A 17,912-nucleotide genomic window follows, 5' to 3' on the forward strand; every position below is an offset into this window, starting at 1 on the left:
TGTCGAAGAACAGTTGCAAATCGCCACCCTTAAGAAAATTGCAGATAATGATGGAGAATATACAACCACAAAATATGCGGATGTCTATCATTACATTGCCAGTATTTTACCTGATGGTGATACAAAAAGCTGGTTTGAAGGTGCTGAGGGTGCAAACCGAGGCGAAGGAACTTTTTCAAATTTTATTCGAGCCTATACGTCGACCCAGCTCGAATTACGTTACGGGCAAACGGTTGATGCCGCTCTAATGCAAAAAGCATCCAATCAAGTAGCATTGAACGCATTGAATGACATTGCCAATAAGGGCTGGTACGTTCCAACAATCCACGATATTGCCGAGCAAGATGCTAAGGCCGTTGGTGAGGTAGTATTTGCCAATCATCAAGAAGATCTATCTGCATTTAGATACAACTCGGCTTGGTCAGGTACATTGCTATTTACCGCGTTAAATTCAGATCAAAGCGGCCGATTACTTGGCAATCCCGAGGGATCACATGCCGTAAACCAAACGTTCAATACGTTTGAAGATTTAAAGAATATTCTATTTGCACATGTTGCATTTATGGAAGGCCTAAAGGCGGGGATGGCAAGCTATTCCGGTGAATTGGCCAGTGTATTGAGCCTTGGTTTTAATTCGACTGAGCATCAAAAACTTTCTGTGTCCCTGTTTGGCTCTGATACTGCCATCGCACTAAAAGCGGCATGGTCATTAGTGACAAATGCCTCTACTGATTTCAGTTTAAAGGGCGTGGCATCTGCATTTACATATTTCCTTCCTGAAGGAAATGTCCGTACTGTGGTAGATCAAATTTTGAATTTGGGTGAATACCGCGTGGTCGAAGGTTTGCTGGCGTCATTAGGTAAGCCACTAGGACATCCCATTGGCAATGAAACTGAATATATTGCTTGTCTGAAACAGTTGTTTGATATTAATACTATGTCTGTGCCACAACAAGCCTTGGCTGGACTAAAGCTGTTAAATATTAATACCGCAGCAACTGATGCAAGAACTGATTTCGGGGCACTGGTCGCATTGCAGAGTTTAAGTGCGTATCAATTTACAGGTACAGACGGAATCACACTTCTACAGCAGCTTAATCCTGATTTAAGCGCTCTTTGGGGTGCTGACAAAATTAATACGGCTACTAAAGCAGCAACTGGTACTTTGAATTTTAGTGAAAACTGGCTGGCAGATCGCGCCAACATGCTAACTCAATACATCAGAACAGAGCAGAATCTTCTCGGGGACAGTGTTCAAACACGTTTTGGTGATACCTTGTATATCGACGTTGCTCGTGGAGTTAGAGTTGGCCCTACAACTGCGACTCGAAAAATTGTCTTTGGCAGTGAGGGCAATGATGGCCTTCCGTATAGTGATGGAGATGATCGTCTCTATGGCATGGGGGGGAATGACAGTCTTTCCGGTGGCAAGGGTCATGATTATATCGAAGGCAACATTGGAAATGATTCGCTTTCAGGAAATGAAGGACGCGACCAATTGCTTGGAGGTACTGGGGACGACACCCTTGACGGGGGGGCTGAGTCAGATCGTTTAATTGGTGGCTTCGGCTTTGATAGCTATCTTTTCTCCTCTACAGATTTAAAAACCGGTACTGATACCATCATCGACGCAGATGGCAAAGGATACGTGAGTATCGATGGCATCAATATTGCGGATCTCCAGTTTAAAACTAAGGAAGGCGCACTTTGGGAAACTGAAGACAAGCAATGGCGCTTGTCCTTCAGCGGGACGGGCAACCTGACCATCACTAAAGTCGGCAGCGGTTCAGTCATAGTCAAAGACTTTGTCGATGGTGATTTGGGTATTAAGCTGACTGAAAAAGTCCGTCCAACCGATCCAGCGGGTGATGGCGAGGCCATTGTTGGTGATTTGAAACCGATTGATTTCAATCCGCCGAACCAAGAATATCACTACGATTCCCGTGGCAATCTCGTTGTTGATCCTAATGTTGTGGAGTATCGCACTGACGTGCTATATGGCGATGCAGGAGCAAATATCATCATTGGTGGGCGAAATAAAGACTCTCTAGATGGTAAAGGCGGTAATGACACTATTTATGTCAATGATCTCAATGACAAAGTCTTAGTAACAAATGATGATGGCACTGTTGATGGGCCTAATGCTCAAGGCGACTGGGCTTATGGTAATCAGGGTGATGACACGTTGATTGGTAGCTCGGCAACAGACGGACTGAGCGGCGGCGAAGGTAAAGACTGGATTGAAGGTGGAGCCGGCGGGGATTTGATTTTTGGGGATACCGATACGTTCGGACTGCCAGGTTGGTACAACTATCCAATTAATGGTGCAATTCGCATAGAGGGGCTATCGTCCGGTGGCGCAAATCAGAGCCAGACTGGTGATGCCGATATGATTTTTGCAGGTTCAGGATCGGATTATGTCTGGGCGGGTCAAGGCAATGATGCTGTTTGGGGCGGATCAGGAAATGACACTATCTTCGGTGAGCATGGTGATGACATGCTTTTTGGCGAAGATGGCGATGATGGTATTGAAGGTGACGGCTACGATATTCCTTGGGAATACGGCACTTCTGGTGTGGTAGTCGGCTGGGAACATGGCAATGACTTTATCGATGGCGGTAAGGGCAATGACGTCTTGAGTGGTGGCGGCCGTGATGATCAGATTTTTGGTGGAGAAGGTAACGATGAAATCCAAGGCGATAAATTAGCTCAATTACTGCCAGAGTACTTTCATGGTAAGGATTTCATTGACGCAGGAGCCGGTGATGATTTTGTAACCGGGCAAGGTGGTGATGACGAGATTCATGGCGGCTCGGGGAATGATCAACTTCATGGGGACTATTCAGACATTCGTGAGTTCTACTCTGGCAATGACAAAATCTATGGCGATGAAGGCAATGATCGCATTTATGGCTGGTTAGGTAACGATATTCTCTATGGCGGCACTGGTGACGATTATATTATAGGTAGCGGCTCAAGTAATCGAGCAGCGACAAAAGATGATGACATCTTGTACGGTGAAGCTGGTAGTGACTTGCTGGGCGGCGGTATTGGAAATGACATCTTAGACGGTGGCTCAGATAACGATGGCGTATTTGGCGAAGAAGGGGACGATATTCTTTACGGTGGCTCTGGTGATGATTATCTAGATGGCTACCTTGGCGACGACGTCCTGGTTGGTGGCGCTGGTAATGATGAAATTTGTGGCTGGATGGGGAAAGACATCGTTGTGTTCAATTCCGGCGATGGTTTTGATACCTTAGTCGATATTGCTGCCGCATTAAAAGATGATGTATTGGCGTTGGGCGGTGGAATAACCGCAAGTGACATCACATACGATTACAGCCAAGGGGGGGTAATTTTGCGCATTGGCAATACCGGAGAAGGTATATGGTTTAAGAACCTGTCCGCAGGCCAAAAAGATAGCCAAGGAAACCAAACCTCAGAATCCACAGTCTCAACTGTGGTGAATTTGGCAAATGGCAATAATTTGCATTTGTTGAATACAATCGAAGACACCGCTTTCACATACACGATAGCGGTATCTGAATTACAGGCCAGCGGAGCCCTTGGCCAACCGAATGTTCAGGTAATAGATTCTAACGGCAAGGCAGTGACATGGCTGAATTATGATGTTAGTACAGGGATTTTGTCGGGTGTGCCGGAGAATGAGCAAGTCGGTCAGCATGCGCTGACTATTGTTGCTAATTATGAAAATGGCGTGAGCAAGCGCGTGCCTGTGCAACTGTATGTGCAAAATACCAATGACACACCAGTGATTGTGACACCTTTACCTGATGTTACGTTCTACCCAGATGAAGCATTGTCATTCTCGATCCCAGGCAATGCATTTAAAGACCCAGATCAAGGCGACCAATTGACGTATCAGGCTCGCCTTGCCGATGGCTCGGCCTTACCGACTTGGCTCCAATTTGATCCAATTACACTCAAGTTCCAAGGTACCGCTTCACCTGGCGAATACGATATTCTGGTAACTGCAACGGATAGCAGTGGTGCAAATGTGGGTGACACATTCAAGCTCACCTTGAAAGTCTCAAATGACATGACGCTAACCGGTACTGATGAGGCCGATGTGTTATTTAGCCGAACGGGCAATGATGTATTGAATGGCCTTGCGGGTAACGATGTACTCACTACCGGCTTGGGCAACGATACCTTGGTTGGCGGCACAGGCAATGATGAGTTGATTGGTGGCGCTGGTAGTGACCGGTATGTCGTCAATCTCGGAGATGGCTCAGATCAGATTGTGGATACGCAAACAGCCTCAGACACCAATACCATTGCTTTTGGTACGGGTATCCAGTTTGCTGATTTGACCTCACGTTATGATGGCCAAGACCTGATTATCCAGATTGGCACGGGTGCTGATGAAGTCCGCCTGAAGAACTTTGATCGCTTCGCGAACAATGGCGGCTCACAAGTTGCCAGCCAGCTTGAATTTGCGGATGGTAGCGTTCACAGCATTGTTGATTTGGTGAATCACGCACCTGTTGCGGGCAATTCAATTACCAAAGCTGCTGAAGCAGGTCAGGCATTTACATTTAACATCCCAGGCAATGCCATTGAAGATGCTGACCAAGGCGATACGTTGAGCTTCACTCTGCAAATGCAAGATGGCTCTGCATTGCCTTCATGGCTGAACTTTGATGCTAAAACAATGACGGTATCAGGCAATTCTGCGCCAAGCGGTGATTATGCCTTTAAGCTGGTCGCTACTGACACGGCCAATAAATCAGCTTTTGTGTCACTGACTCTGAATGTGGCTGATCCATCGATTCCAGCCATTACAGGTACAGATGGATTTGATTATCTCGTCGGCACAGCTGGCAATGATCGGATTATTGCCAATATTGGTTCAGACCAATTGTACGGCGATACTGGCGATGACTTATTGGATGGCGGTGCTGATGCCGATTATCTCCAAGGTGGCTCAGGCAACGACCAATTGCTTGGTGGTCAGGGTGATGATCAGCTCTATGCAGGCACAGGTAACGATACCTTACGCGGAGGTGCTGGCGAAGATTGGATCGATGGCGGTGATGGTGATGACACTTACCACTTTGCACGAGGTGATGGTTATGACCAACTCACTGATACATCTGGCAGTGATCGCTTAGTCTTTGACAATGTGAACAGTGATCAATTGTGGTTCCGCCAAGTTGGGGTTGGCATCGAAGTGGGTATCATTGGCACAAACGATGCCGTCTTACTCCGTAGTTGGGGTGTTGGCGGTGACCATATTGAGCGCATTGAAACCGCTGATGGCAAAGTGTTACTGGATAGCCAAGTCGATGCACTGGTTTCTGCCATGGCAGGGTTCAACCCGCCAGCAGCAGGCCAGATCAACTTGAACCAGCAACAGCAAGAAGCACTACAACCAGTATTGGCAGCCAGCTGGCATTAATATTAGGCAGTAGCGCTGTACACCCGACCTCTCGTGAGGTCGGGTTTCTTATTTTGGACGATTTTGAATGCAATGAATGCCCACGACCTCCCCATTTCATCTCCAGATGATGCCCCCAATCCACCGTTTGATTCCGCGCTTGCCTGCCTGGTTATGCTGGCTCGTTTTCATCAAATCGCTATCGAGCCTGAGCAAATCAAACATCAATATGTTGGCGAGTCGGGTTTATTGGCTGAACAGGATGTCTTACGTGCCGCTAAGCACGCGGGATTAAAAGCCAAGTCAGTCAACACACGTTTTGATCGCTTGGATCGAACGCCATTACCGGCGATGGCGCAGTTACTGGACGGGCGTTGGGTAATTTTAGCGAAGGTCGATGGCAATGCCATTTTGTACCAAGACCCGCAAGTGGGTCGCCCGCAACAAGCTACGAAAGATGAGTGGCTGACGCGATGGTCGGGGCATTTGATCCTGTTTACCTCACGCGCAAGTCTGGCTGGTGACTTAGCGAAGTTTGATTTTTCGTGGTTCATCCCTGCGGTGGTGAAGTATCGCAAATTACTGGGTGAAGTATTACTGGTCTCGTTTTTTCTCAATCTGATTGCGCTGGCGACACCGCTGTTTTTTCAGGTGGTGATGGATAAAGTACTGGTGCATCGAGGCATCACTACGCTCGATGTGCTGGCGATTGGCCTGCTGGTGATTTCACTGTTTGAAGTGGGTATGACCTTCCTGCGTACCTATGTGTTTAGTCATACGACCAACCGGATTGACGTGGAGTTAGGGGCAAAATTGTTCCGTCACCTGCTCAACTTGCCACTGGCTTATTTTCAGGCACGCCGCGCAGGGGATTCTGTCGCTCGCGTGCGTGAACTGGAAAACATCCGCAATTTTCTTACCGGACAAGCGCTCACCTCGGTACTTGATCTGTTTTTCTCTATCGTGTTTTTGGCCGTGATGGCCTATTACAGTTGGTGGTTGACGCTGATTGTCTTGGTGTCGCTACCCTGCTATATAGCATTATCCATTTTGATTACGCCCGTCTTGAAGGCGCGTCTGGATGAGAAATTTGCCCGTGGTGCTGAAAACCAGTCATTCCTCATTGAAACCGTGAATGGCATTGAAACTGTCAAGGCCATGGCCGTTGAACCGCAGGTCACTCGCAAATGGGATAACCAGCTGGCCGCCTACGTATCTGCTGGATTTAAAGTCTCCCAGCTAGGCAATATGGGTAGCCAGGGTGTTAGCCTGATTCAGAAGATTGTTACCGTAGCAACGATGTGGCTGGGTGCGAAGTTGGTTATTCAGGGTGATCTCAGTGTTGGTCAATTGATTGCTTTTAATATGTTGGCGGGACGTGTTGCGAGCCCCGTCATGCGTCTGGCGCAGCTGTGGCAAGATTTTCAGCAAGTTGGCATCTCAATGCAACGTTTGGGTGACATATTGAATACCCGCACTGAAATCAACCAAAGCCGCGCCGCCTTACCACCGATTCAAGGCAAGATCGAATTTGACCAGGTTCATTTCCGCTATCGTGCCGATGGCCCGGAAATCCTGCGTGGCATCAAGTTGGAAATTAAGGCAGGTGAAGTCATTGGGATTGTTGGGCGCTCTGGCTCAGGTAAAAGCACGCTCACGAAACTGCTGCAGCGCCTGTATGTGCCCGAGCGCGGGCGCGTCTTGATTGACGGTATTGATTTGGGATTGGTTGATCCAGCTTGGTTGCGCCGACAAGTCGGCGTCGTCTTGCAAGAAAACCTGCTTTTCAACCGTAGTATTCGTGACAACATTGCCTTGGCCGATCCAGGTATGAATATGGAAAGAGTGATTCATGCCGCTAAATTAGCAGGCGCGCATGAATTCATTGTCGAGTTACCTGAAGGCTACGATACCATGGTTGGTGAGCACGGCACGGGTTTATCGGGTGGACAACGTCAGCGCGTGGCCATTGCCCGTGCACTGATTACCAATCCGCGCATCCTGATTTTTGATGAAGCGACCAGCGCGCTGGATTATGAATCTGAGCGCATTATCCAAAATAATATGAAAGCCATCTGCCAAGGCCGTACCGTGCTGATTATTGCGCATCGCCTTTCTGCTGTGCGCGATGCCAATAGGATCATCGCGATGGATCGCGGGCAGATTGTTGAGCAAGGGGCACATCAAGAGCTAGTGCACCGACCAGAGGGATATTACGCCAGATTGCATGCGATGCAGGCTGGTTAAGATGCTTACCAAAATGGCTACTCGCATAGATGGGGGCTTTGTAGTGGCACTGTAATAACTTAATGAGTTAGACAGGATTGGCACGAGTCTGAAATAATTTAAGTAGTTAAGCTGGAATCACCCCTGATTTCGTAGTCCGGTGTCAGCTAAGGCCGAACTGGAGAGATCGAAGCGTGAAAAACGAAAGGCCGCAAACCATCGGGTTGCGGCCTTAGTTATTTATGGTGAGTTCTAGTGCTGCTCGGCCTTAGCAGTCACCTAAGCTCCCTAGTTTAAGCGCCCCCTCTAGTCGGGTGGTTAAATTCAGTACGCCACAACAACCACAACATTTACCCAAATTTAAGGAAGAAGTAGTCAAACAGTCCTCCGCGTATGGTTACCCGATGGCCAAAATTTCTGCCCGACGAATCGTCACAAAAACTTCTCACGCCCTCATGTAAATAGGGGGCTACACTCAGGACGTATCTGAGTAGACTCCCACTCAATCATTGCAAAAGCACATGTTGTCTGCCCGATGTACTTAGGAAAAGGAGAGCGCAATGTTTCATGGTAATCTGGATATTGCATCGGCCAAGGCGTTACGTGAAATGCAGGATCGCATCGTAGCCCTGAACCTACCGTCCTCATCATTGGATGAATCGATTCTAGTAGCCTCCTGGAACATTCGCGAATTCGGTAAGCAGAAACGACACCCCCTTGCTCTGCACCTGATCGCCGAAATCATCGGCCAGTTTGATCTGATCTCCATCGTTGAGTTACGGGAGAATGTTGAAGACCTTGCTACGGTCCTAAAGTACTTAGGCCCATATTGGGGCGTGGTTTATTCCGATGTAACCGAGGATTGGGGCGGTAATTGGGAGCGGCTCGCGTTTATCTACGACAAGCGTGCCGTTCAGTTTGGTGGCATGGCCAGCACTGGCATCCCGCCTAGAGAGAAAGTTGGAGATGAGTACGTTGCGTACGAGTCTTTCTGGCGTGCACCGTATTCAGTGGCGTTTCGGTCAGGCAACTTCGACTTTGTTGCGATTGCAGCGCACCTGCGCTGGGGTGATAGTCAGGCAGCCCGGCTTAATGAAATTACGCGCTTTGTTAACTGGGTCGATTTCAAACAGCAGCAAGCAGATCGGTTGGACTCGGATGTCGTCGTATTCGGAGACTTCAACACCGAAACGCCAGCTATGCATGCCGCATTACTTTCTAGAGGTCTGCGGATGCCAGACGCGCTGACCAACATCAAGACAACCTTGGCCAAGACCAAGCACTACGATCATATTCTGCACAAGCCTGAGTTTACCAAGTCGTTTGCCAACGTAGGCGGAGTTTGCGCACTGTTCTCTGAAGCTGACGCTGTTTGGTTCGACGTGACGCCAAGCAAACTCTCGTACCAGTTGTCTGATCACTTCCCTGTATGGGCCCAAGTGCTAATCGATACAGATGCAGAAAAGCTTGATCAGCTGATTTCGGGCGAATGAGTGAGTGACGTTAACGATGCTGCGTTGAACGTCGGGGTGTGGGTAAGTCGTGCGTAATAAGCGGCAGTGATACCGGACGTTAGCCAAAGCATGCGCCCTGTGCGAAGCTGATGCAAACGTGTAGTTAAAAAGAACCGTCCACTCAGGTCACAACAGTTGTCGCGTTGCCAAGTTATTACTAACCTGCTTAAAAGTGTAGTGGCACACTGAATTTGGCCACCTGATTAGAGGTGAAAGCCTTCAGGCTTCAGGCAATCAGAGCAATTTCGGTTGCCAGTTTGCTTTTGGGTGTCATTATTCATGAGTGCATAGGGTATACCCATAAAGGATATATAAAATAATGCTTGTGGGGATATACCCTTGTCTGACTGCCTTGGCGCAATAGCAAGGCCCAATATACGGGTTTATTTGTTGCCGCCGTGACCGGACCTGCCTGATAACCCCGAATGCCCTTTAGCCCAATCCACTATCAGTGGCAAAAACTCCGGCGCGAAGGCGTGTTCGGCGGCGATGAAATAGCGTAGCGTCATCCACCATGTCCATTCGCTGGGTAGTTGCATGCTGTAGGTGGCCGAATCGAGCATGGTGTGATCGGCCTGCGGGATGATGGCCACGCGATGCTGCGGGTGGGCTTGGGGTTTCAGGAGGGCAGCAAAGGCCTGCGCATTCGCGGCGGCATCGACATTCAAATCATCTTGGCCCCAAATCGCCAGTATTGGCGTTGCTAGCTTGCTGAGCTGCTCGCTGCTATTGGCATGGCGATTGAGCGCGATGAAATGATAGCGCGCGGCGCTGAGTGGCTCGGTGTTGGCGCCAGTGGGGGCAGGGTGTTGGGCGAGGTAGGCCTGATATTGCTGGCGATAGTCGGCAAAGCTGAGCGAGAGCGAAGGCTGCGGCGCGGCGTGTTGCCATTGCAGCGCTTGCGCCATGGTTGGTGCGCTAAGGCCTGCGCGGCGTAGGCGTTGCTGGGTGAAATACACCCCCTGCGCCTGCCAGTCGAGCGCCGCGCCAACGGTGATCAGGTAAGCGGGGGCGGGTTGCTGCGTGCCGACGATGGGTAATACCCAGCCGGCTTGGGAAAACCCCAGCACGCCAATGTGGTGCGGCTGAATGTCATTGCGCTGGGCCAGCATTTGCATGGCAGCCTGCGTTTCTTGCGCTCGATCGACCATCGATTGCTGTAGCCAATCGCCAGTAGATTGGCCGGTGCCCGGTTTATCCCAGCTAAAACACGCGATGCCCGCCGCCAAAAACGCGTTGATGATCTGCGTGTAGCGGTCTAGCCCGCGGGTTTGCGGTCCATCGCCATGCACCAGCAGCACCACCGGAAAAGGCCCCTGGCCGGCGGGTAATAATAATGTACCGGCAAGCTGATTTTGCTGCTGGCGAAAGGTGAGCTCAACTTGTTGCTGGGCGCTCAGCTCATGGCGCTGCGCCAAGAGCAGCACCGCCAGTAGGAGCAAAACTGCGCAGGCGCAGGCCAGCCATAGTCGACGACGTAATTTGTGGTGCAAACAGGTGTACTCCCAGTAGCAAGGGTGAGGCCGCATGCGCGTGCGGCGTTGGGTTGCGGCGTGACTGCGGCCATCCAGCCCTTGGGCCGGTAGCGAGCCATGCTGATGCGCTTGGCATAAACGCTAATCATACAGATTTAGAAAGATCTGCGTCATTTCAATTCGGTTGCAGTGCCGTGCCACTAAGCTCATTTAGACCTTATGGGTATATCCTCCCAGCCATTGTTTAATAATGCTTTGAGCGATATACCCCTAAGAATTTTGAAGGCTCATCACGTCGCCATCATCCCCCAGCAATTGCGCAAGATTCGGGTCGGCATGGCGGCGGCGGCGCCGTAGGATGAGGCCAGCTTAGGCATGGGCCTAAGCCTCAACGGATAAGGGGAATCACCATGGGGCGTTTAGCCAATAAAGTAGCGATCATCACCGGGGCGAGCAGCGGCATTGGTCATGCCACGGCAGCGCTGTTTGCCCGCGAAGGGGCGGCGGTGGTGGTGGCGGCGCGGCGAGCGGAACCTTTGCACGATTTGGTGGCGCAAATTCGGGCGGCCGGTGGCCGGGCGAGCGCGCTGGCGGGCGATGTGGGGGATGAAGCGTTTGCACAGGCGCTGGTGGCGCGGGCGGTGGATGAATATGGCGGGCTGGATATCGCCTTTAATAATGCGGGCATTTTGGGCGAAATGGGGCCGGTCACGCAGCTGAGCCTGGCGGATTGGACTCAGGTACTGGCCACTAATCTCACCAGCGCCTTTCTGGCCGCCAAATATCAGCTGCCGGCCATGGCGGCGCGGCAAGGCGGCTCGCTGATTTTTACGTCGACATTTGTCGGCCATACCGCCGGTATGCCGGGCATGGCGGCCTATGCTGCCAGCAAAGCCGGGCTGATTGGCTTGACGCAAGTATTGGCCAGCGAATATGGCGCGCAGCAGATTCGGGTGAATGCGCTACTCCCCGGCGGCACAGATACGCCGGCCGGCCGCGAATTTGCCAATACGCCCGAAGCCATCGCGCTGGTGCAGCAGCTGCATGCGCTCAAACGCATGGCTACGCCGGCCGAAATTGCCCGTTCGGCTTTGTATTTGGCCTCGGATGAGGCAAGCTTTACCACCGGTACCGCCATGTTGGTGGATGGTGGGGTGTCGATTCAGCGGGTGTAAGGGGGCGCAGATGTCAGATTTCCAGCGCGTGGCGCATGCCATGCAGTATTTAGCGGCGCATGCGCACGAGCAGCCTAGTCTCGCCGCCGTGGCCAGCGCGGTGCACCTGAGCCCGTTTCATTTTCAGCGGCTGTTTTGCCGCTGGGCCGGCACCACGCCCAAGCGGTTTTTGCAGGCGCTGACGCTGGAGCGGGGCAAGGCGCTGCTCGATCAATCTGCCTCGGTGCTGGAAACCGCCCATGCGCTAGGGCTGAGTGGTGGCTCGCGCCTGCATGATCATTTTGTGCAGTTGGCCGCTGTCACGCCCGGCGAATACAAAAGCCGTGGCGCGGGGCTGGTGATCGAATATGGCCGACACGCCACGCCGGTGGGGCCGCTGTGGCTGGCGCAAACCCCACGTGGGGTCTGCCGCGCCGAGCTGCTGGATTTTCATTCCCCCGCCACGCTGCTGGCCGAGCTGCAGCAGGCCTGGCCGCTGAGCACCATCCGTGAAAACCCAGCCGCCACCGCGCCAGTGGTGGCCGCGATGTTTGGTGCGGCAGATGCCGCCGCGGCAGGGCCGGTGTCGCTGCATGTGGCCGGCACCAATTTTCAGCTGGCGGTGTGGCGCGCTTTATTGAATATCCCGCCCGCGGCGCTCACGAGCTACGGGCAGATCGCGGCGGCCGTGGGGCGGCCGAAGGCGGCACGGGCCGTGGGCAATGCCATCGGCGCCAACCCCGTGGCCTTGCTCATTCCCTGCCATCGGGTGATTCAGCAAAGTGGGGCGCTGGGCGGCTATCGCTGGGGCTTGGGCAAAAAGCTGATGATCCAAACCTGGGAGCAGCTGCAGGCCGCGCCCGTGGTCTAGCCCCGCACACCACAGACAAAGCCCCGCCGCATACGCTACAGTGGGCAGGGCGCGGCCGCCGGCTGCGCCCGCACCCAGCCGGAGGCCCAATGAACGACATCTTTTCCCTTGCCCCGATTGCCTATGTGGCGGCCAGCCGCAGTGCGCCCGAAGACGATCACTGGGGCGGCACGCTGGCGCAGATTACCCTTACCGACGATTACCCGGCCGAGGCACTAGCCGGGCTGGCCGAGTTTTCGCATGTGGAAGTGCTCTTCGTGTTTCATCAGGTGGCGGCGCATAAAATCGAGTTGGCCGCCCGCCACCCGCGCAATAACCCGGCCTGGCCCAAGGTGGGCATCTTTGCCCAGCGTGGTAAAAATCGCCCCAATCGGCTGGGCTCCACCATTTGCCGTGTGGTGAGCGTGGCTGGGCGCACCCTCACCGTGGCCGAGCTGGACGCGATTGCCGGCACACCGGTGCTGGATCTCAAACCCGTCCTGGCTGAATTTTTGCCCCGCCAAGCGGTGCAGCAGCCCGCATGGGCCAGCGAGCTGATGCAGGCGTATTGGTTGCCCGCGGCGACACCGGAATAGGGCAGGGGTATTGCCCTATCGGGCTTACTAATCTTGCTTTGCGGATAAATACACCTGGCGGGTATTAGTGTGCGTGCTTTAATTCATGCCGCGCTTGGCGCAATACCTGTAGGGCTGCGCTCAGCGCTAGGCTGGCCATGATGGTGGCCACCATTAAATCCGGCCAGCTGCGGCCGGTGCCAAACACCCCAGCTGCCGCCAGCAAGACCGCCAGATTGCCAATCGCATCGTTGCGCGAACACAGCCACGCGCTTTGCCGATTGCTATCGCCATGCCGGTGCGCATACAGCAGTAGCGCCACGCCCAGATTCACCAACAGCGCCAGCGTACCCACCCAGCCCATGGTGAGCGGCTCGGGCACTCCGCCTTGCCAAGCCCGCCAGCCGCTGGCCAGTAGCACCCCTACACCAAACAGCGCCATGCTGGCCGCTTTCACCAGCGATGCCCGCGCCCGGGTGCTGAGGCTGAGCCCCAATACCCACAGACTCAGCGCGTAATTGGCCGCATCGCCTAAAAAATCCAGCGAATCGGCCAGCAGCGACACCGAGCCCGCGGCCGCCCCGGCCCACAGCTCCAGTCCAAACATCCCGGCATTGGCCAATAGCGCCAGCCACAAAATTTGCCGATAACGCGGGTCGACCACCGCCGTAGCCCCACTGCACCCACCGTGACATGCTGCTCCCATGGTTTTGCTCCACATCGAAGAATGATGCAGGTATGCTGAACCCTGTAGCCACTACGGAGTCAAGCATGGCCACCCTCACCACCCAGCAGCTGGCGCAGGCCAGCGGTGTGCATGCCGAAACCATTCGCTATTACGAACGCATTGGGCTGTTGCCCGCGCCGCCGCGCGCGGCCAATGGCTATCGCCGCTACGGGGCCGATGCCGTCACACGGTTGGGGTTTATTCGCCGTGCCCGCGAATTGGGCTTTGCGATTGAAGATATTCGCGGCCTATTGGATCTGGCCGCCCACCCTGATGCACCTTGCCGTGATGCCGATGCGCTGGTGCAGCGCCAGCTAGAGGCCGTGGCCGCGCGGATTCGCGATTTGCAGGCTTTACACAGCGCGCTACAAACGCTGGCCGGCTGCGACAGTGATGCCGCTGGCCATTGCCGGCTGCTCGAAACACTGGAAAACCGCACCTGCCCGCAGTGCGATGCCCAGCACGCCGCAATGGCATAATTCTGCCCGCTTCGCTATCGGCCATGCCGCGCGGTAGTGGTGATATTGCCTTGTGGGCTATGACGGCTTTTGCGTATGCTGGCTGTTTTGGGCGGGAAGTGGCGATGTATAAATTCATTACGGGTATAGCGCTAGGGCTATTGGCTAATCTGGCTTTGGCGGCAATACCCCTCAAAGAAGACCCGCGTCTCGTTACTGCCATGCAAGGCGCGGCTGGGGTGATTGTGGTGCAGGATGTGGCCAGCAATCGCTGGCTGACCAATGATCTGGCCCGCGCGCAGCAGCGCTTTAGCCCCGCTTCGACGTTCAAAATCCCCCACAGCCTGATCGGCCTGCATGCTGGCGCGGTCGCCAGTGTGGATGAAGTGTTTTTCCACTACCGCGGCGAGCCGGTGTTTTTGCCCAGCTGGGGGCAAGACATGAGTTTGCGGCAAGCGATTAAAGTGTCCAATGTCTTGGCCTATCAAACGCTCGCCCGCCGCATCGGCCCAACGCAGATGCAGGCCGCGCTAACCGAGCTCAATTACGGCAACGCCAAAATCGGCAAGGCCATTGACCAATTCTGGCTCGGGCAGGGTGCGCTGCAGATTAGCGCCAGCGAGCAAGTCCAATTTTTAAGCCGCCTGGCCCAAGGTCAACTACCTTACCCTGCCGCTCAGCAAGCCGCAGTGCGCGAGATTAGCCTGCTGGAAAACACCGCCGGCTGGCAGCTCTACGGCAAAACCGGCTGGACCGGCAGCCAGCAGCCCAGCATTGGTTGGCAGGTAGGCTGGCTCACGCAGGGCGGGCAGCTGTATGTATACGCCTTGAATATGGATACCCCGCCCGGCACCGATCTAGCCGCCCGCCCTGCACGCGTGAAAGCCAGCTTGCGCGCACTAGGGCTACTTGAGGGTATACCTACCAAGTAATTGATTTAATTGGGGTGCGAGTAGATACAGTGGTGGGTATAAATCACTACAAACCTTAATCCCCACCGCCAAGCCCCGCCAAGGCTTGAGTCACCTCGCGGTTGCTGTTAAAATTCAATGCATCGGAATATGGCGCAGCCTGGTAGCGCACTTGCATGGGGTGCAAGGGGTCGCGAGTTCGAATCCCGCTATTCCGACCAATAAAAACAAGGGCTTATCATCGCTAGGTGGTAAGCCCTTGTTGCATTTCTAGGCCGAACGCCTGTTGGCTTATCTATCGGCTTATACAAAATGCTGCGCTAGGAACAAAGTGACCTTTATTCTGAGCCCGTAGCCCGCCATGCAAACAATCGCGACTGATTCACTCCGCCTCAATTCAGCGCCCCATTTTCCCTTAGCGCCTGCGCCATAAAGTCTACAAAGGCGCGGATTTTGGCTGAGCCGTGACGGCCTTCGCGGTGGACGATGTGGATGGGGAGGGGCTTGGCTTCGTAGTCGCTTAGCACGGTTTTTAGCTCGCCACTCTGTAAATGCGCGGCGACCTGATAGGAAATCAGCCGCGTAATCCCCGCGCCATTGCGCACCGCTGAAATCGCGCCATCATTACTGGTTACGGTGATGCGCGGTTTGATGCGTACGACTTTGCTGTGCTCATCTTCGCCAAATTTCCATTCCACCGTGGGGCTAATGCTGCTGGCGGCCACGATCTGGTGCTGCAGCAAATCTTGCGGGGTTTGCGGAATGCCATATTGCGCCAAATATTCGGGCGAGGCGCACAGCACGCGGCGCACTTGGCCCACCCGTATTGCCCGCATGGTGCTGTCTGGCAAGGCGCCGATACGGATACCCACATCCACGCCTTCTTCCAGCATATTCACCACCCGATCGAGAAACATTGCCGACACATCCACATCCGGGTAGCGCTGCAAAAATTTCACCACCTGCGGCATCACATACAGCTGGCCAAACAGCACCGGCGCGGTGATGGTGAGATGCCCGCGCGGCTCGGCGTTAATGCCGGCGGCCACTTCGTCGGCTTCTTGCACCTCGGCCAAAATCCGCCGCGCATCATCCAGATAGCGCTGGCCCGCATCGGTGACGCGCACATAACGCGTGGTGCGATTGAGTAATTTCACCCCCAGATCGTCTTCCAGCGCGGCCACCGCGCGCGTCACCGCCGGGGGCGACATGCCCAGCTTGCGCGCGGCGGCGGCAAAGCTCTCGGTTTCGGCTACGGCCACATACACGCTCATCTGATGAAAACGATCCATGATTTATTCCATTTTTAGCAACAATCTATTGTCTGGTATATGGATTCTTCTTTCAAGTGGAGGTCGGCACAATGCACTCATTCGCTCAACACCGAGCGAAGCTCTTCAAACCACAAGGAAAAACATCATGAGCCGCATTACCGTCATCACTACCGAAACCGCTACTGCCGAACAACAAGCGCTGTTTGACGCGATCCACGCCCAGCTGGGGATTGTGCCGAACTTTTTGAAAGTATTTGCCAATTCACCTGCGGCACTGCGCGCCTTCCTCGGCCTGCACGGCATTGCCAAAGAAGGCAGCCTGGATCTGCAAACCCGTGAACGCATCGCCCTGGCCCTGGCGCAGCAAAACTCGTGCGAATACTGCCTGTCAGCGCATACCGCGATTGGTAAAGGCGCCGGCCTGAATGGCGATGAGATCGCCGCCAACCGCGCCGGCTCTAGCCAAGACGCCAAAGCCGCCATCGCCGTAAAACTGGCGCGTTCGCTGGCCGAACACAAAGGCGAAATCACCACCGCTGAGCTGATCGAAGCGCGCAACGCCGGTTTCACCGATGCCGACATCGTCGAAATCATCACCCATGTGGGTATGAATTTGCTGACCAATATCCTGGGCAAAGCCAGCCGCGTGGAAATCGATTTCCCGAAAGTGACTTTGGCTTAAAAGTTTGCTGCACCCCGTTGTACCCACACTCACTACTTCATATTGAAAAGGACTATCCCATGTTGAACCTTCGCAAAACCCTGATCGCCGCTACTTTGATGTCGGGCTTCGCCTTCCTCGCTGCCGTACCAGGCACCGCCATGGCCTACGACGAAAACTCGACCGCCGCGATTAATGTTGATGCCCAAGGCGTCGGCCTGAAAGGCTACGACCCGGTGGCGTATTTCACCGCCAAAGCGCCCACGTTGGGCAATGCGGCCTACAGCGCACAGCACGATGGCGTGACTTATCACTTCGCCAGCAAAGCCAATCGCGACAAATTCAATGCCAACCCAGCGCGCTTTGCGCCGCAATTTGGTGGCTTCTGCGCAATGGGCGTTGCGCTGGATAAAAAGCTGGACGGTGATCCGCAAGCCTGGAAAGTGGTCGATGGCAAGCTGTACCTGAATGTGAATAAAGAAGTACAGAAAAAATGGCTGGAAGACGTGGCCGGCAATTTGAAGAAAGCCAATATGGAATGGCCAAGCATCAAAGATAAAGCCCCCAAAGAGCTGTAATAACCACTGTGGGTATGTTGCTGTAGTCATTAATTGATAAGGCATACAACGATATACCCTATCAATCACGCCATGGTGCCGCGGCCCTTGCCCCGGCCGCCGTGG

The 17,912-nt window shown here is 53.8% G+C and carries 13 protein-coding genes and 1 tRNA gene; 11 read left to right on the forward strand and 3 right to left on the reverse strand.

The window, feature by feature from the left end:
• The first annotated feature begins 13 nt into the window (after nucleotides 1-13).
• The 3 genes from L991_RS17790 (at nucleotide 14) to L991_RS12515 (ending at nucleotide 9,123) form a co-directional block, all read left to right on the forward strand.
• Nucleotides 14-5,425, forward strand: coding sequence for a putative Ig domain-containing protein (locus tag L991_RS17790; RefSeq protein WP_156129076.1), 5,412 nt, complete (start codon nucleotides 14-16; stop codon nucleotides 5,423-5,425).
• 72 nt (nucleotides 5,426-5,497) lie between these two features.
• A complete protein-coding gene (locus L991_RS12510; RefSeq protein WP_052190856.1) occupies nucleotides 5,498-7,651 on the forward strand; it encodes a type I secretion system permease/ATPase in 2,154 nt (717 codons plus the stop codon).
• 539 nt (nucleotides 7,652-8,190) lie between these two features.
• The gene (locus tag L991_RS12515; protein ID WP_047396031.1) at nucleotides 8,191-9,123 is read left to right on the forward strand and encodes an endonuclease/exonuclease/phosphatase family protein; all 933 of its coding nucleotides are present in this window, start codon (nucleotides 8,191-8,193) and stop codon (nucleotides 9,121-9,123) included.
• 404 nt (nucleotides 9,124-9,527) lie between these two features.
• Here L991_RS12515 and L991_RS12520 read toward each other — a convergent pair whose 3' ends face one another.
• On the reverse strand, nucleotides 9,528-10,637 hold the full coding sequence (locus L991_RS12520; RefSeq protein ID WP_197053883.1) for a S9 family peptidase: 1,110 nt from the start codon (nucleotides 10,635-10,637) through the stop codon (nucleotides 9,528-9,530).
• 392 nt (nucleotides 10,638-11,029) lie between these two features.
• On the opposite strand from L991_RS12520, the gene L991_RS12525 reads away from it, so the two are divergent.
• From L991_RS12525 to L991_RS12535, 3 genes are all read left to right on the forward strand, one after another.
• Entirely contained in the window at nucleotides 11,030-11,794 is a 765-nt protein-coding gene (locus L991_RS12525; RefSeq protein WP_047396034.1) for an SDR family oxidoreductase, read from the forward strand.
• A 10-nt stretch (nucleotides 11,795-11,804) separates the two neighbouring features.
• The gene (locus tag L991_RS12530) at nucleotides 11,805-12,644 is read left to right on the forward strand and encodes a bifunctional transcriptional activator/DNA repair enzyme AdaA (RefSeq protein WP_047396037.1); all 840 of its coding nucleotides are present in this window, start codon (nucleotides 11,805-11,807) and stop codon (nucleotides 12,642-12,644) included.
• Nucleotides 12,645-12,733: 89 nt separating this feature from the next.
• Nucleotides 12,734-13,219 (forward strand): SAM-dependent methyltransferase, encoded by a 486-nt coding sequence (locus tag L991_RS12535; RefSeq protein WP_197053884.1) that lies wholly within the window; start codon nucleotides 12,734-12,736, stop codon nucleotides 13,217-13,219.
• A gap of 64 nt (nucleotides 13,220-13,283) precedes the next feature.
• Here L991_RS12535 and L991_RS12540 read toward each other — a convergent pair whose 3' ends face one another.
• Entirely contained in the window at nucleotides 13,284-13,904 is a 621-nt protein-coding gene (locus L991_RS12540; protein ID WP_047396291.1) for a cation transporter, read from the reverse strand.
• A gap of 65 nt (nucleotides 13,905-13,969) precedes the next feature.
• On the opposite strand from L991_RS12540, the gene L991_RS12545 reads away from it, so the two are divergent.
• The 3 genes from L991_RS12545 to L991_RS12555 all read left to right on the forward strand — a co-directional run bounded on the left by L991_RS12545 (nucleotide 13,970) and on the right by L991_RS12555 (nucleotide 15,515).
• Nucleotides 13,970-14,404, forward strand: a complete 435-nt coding sequence (locus tag L991_RS12545) for a helix-turn-helix domain-containing protein (RefSeq protein WP_047396039.1) — start codon at nucleotides 13,970-13,972, stop codon at nucleotides 14,402-14,404.
• A gap of 104 nt (nucleotides 14,405-14,508) precedes the next feature.
• Entirely contained in the window at nucleotides 14,509-15,315 is an 807-nt protein-coding gene (gene blaOXA, locus L991_RS12550) for a class D beta-lactamase (protein WP_047396295.1), read from the forward strand.
• Nucleotides 15,316-15,438: 123 nt separating this feature from the next.
• A tRNA-Pro gene (locus L991_RS12555) sits at nucleotides 15,439-15,515 on the forward strand.
• Between the two features lie 171 nt (nucleotides 15,516-15,686).
• Here the strand turns inward: L991_RS12555 and L991_RS12560 are convergent.
• Nucleotides 15,687-16,586 carry a LysR family transcriptional regulator gene (locus L991_RS12560; RefSeq protein ID WP_047396042.1) on the reverse strand — a complete coding sequence of 300 codons (900 nt, stop codon included), beginning with the start codon at nucleotides 16,584-16,586 and terminating at the stop codon, nucleotides 15,687-15,689.
• 127 nt (nucleotides 16,587-16,713) lie between these two features.
• Here L991_RS12560 and L991_RS12565 point away from each other — a divergent pair, with 127 nt between their 5' ends.
• Both L991_RS12565 and L991_RS12570 read left to right on the forward strand, forming a co-directional pair.
• Nucleotides 16,714-17,250 (forward strand): carboxymuconolactone decarboxylase family protein, encoded by a 537-nt coding sequence (locus L991_RS12565; protein WP_028450193.1) that lies wholly within the window; start codon nucleotides 16,714-16,716, stop codon nucleotides 17,248-17,250.
• Between the two features lie 59 nt (nucleotides 17,251-17,309).
• A complete protein-coding gene (locus L991_RS12570; RefSeq protein WP_047396045.1) occupies nucleotides 17,310-17,807 on the forward strand; it encodes a YHS domain-containing (seleno)protein in 498 nt (165 codons plus the stop codon).
• The last annotated feature ends 105 nt before the right edge of the window (nucleotides 17,808-17,912 follow it).

Source organism: Chitinibacter sp. ZOR0017 (assembly GCF_000799095.1).
In the GTDB taxonomy this organism is placed as follows: Bacteria; Pseudomonadota; Gammaproteobacteria; order Burkholderiales; family Chitinibacteraceae; genus Chitinibacter; species Chitinibacter tainanensis.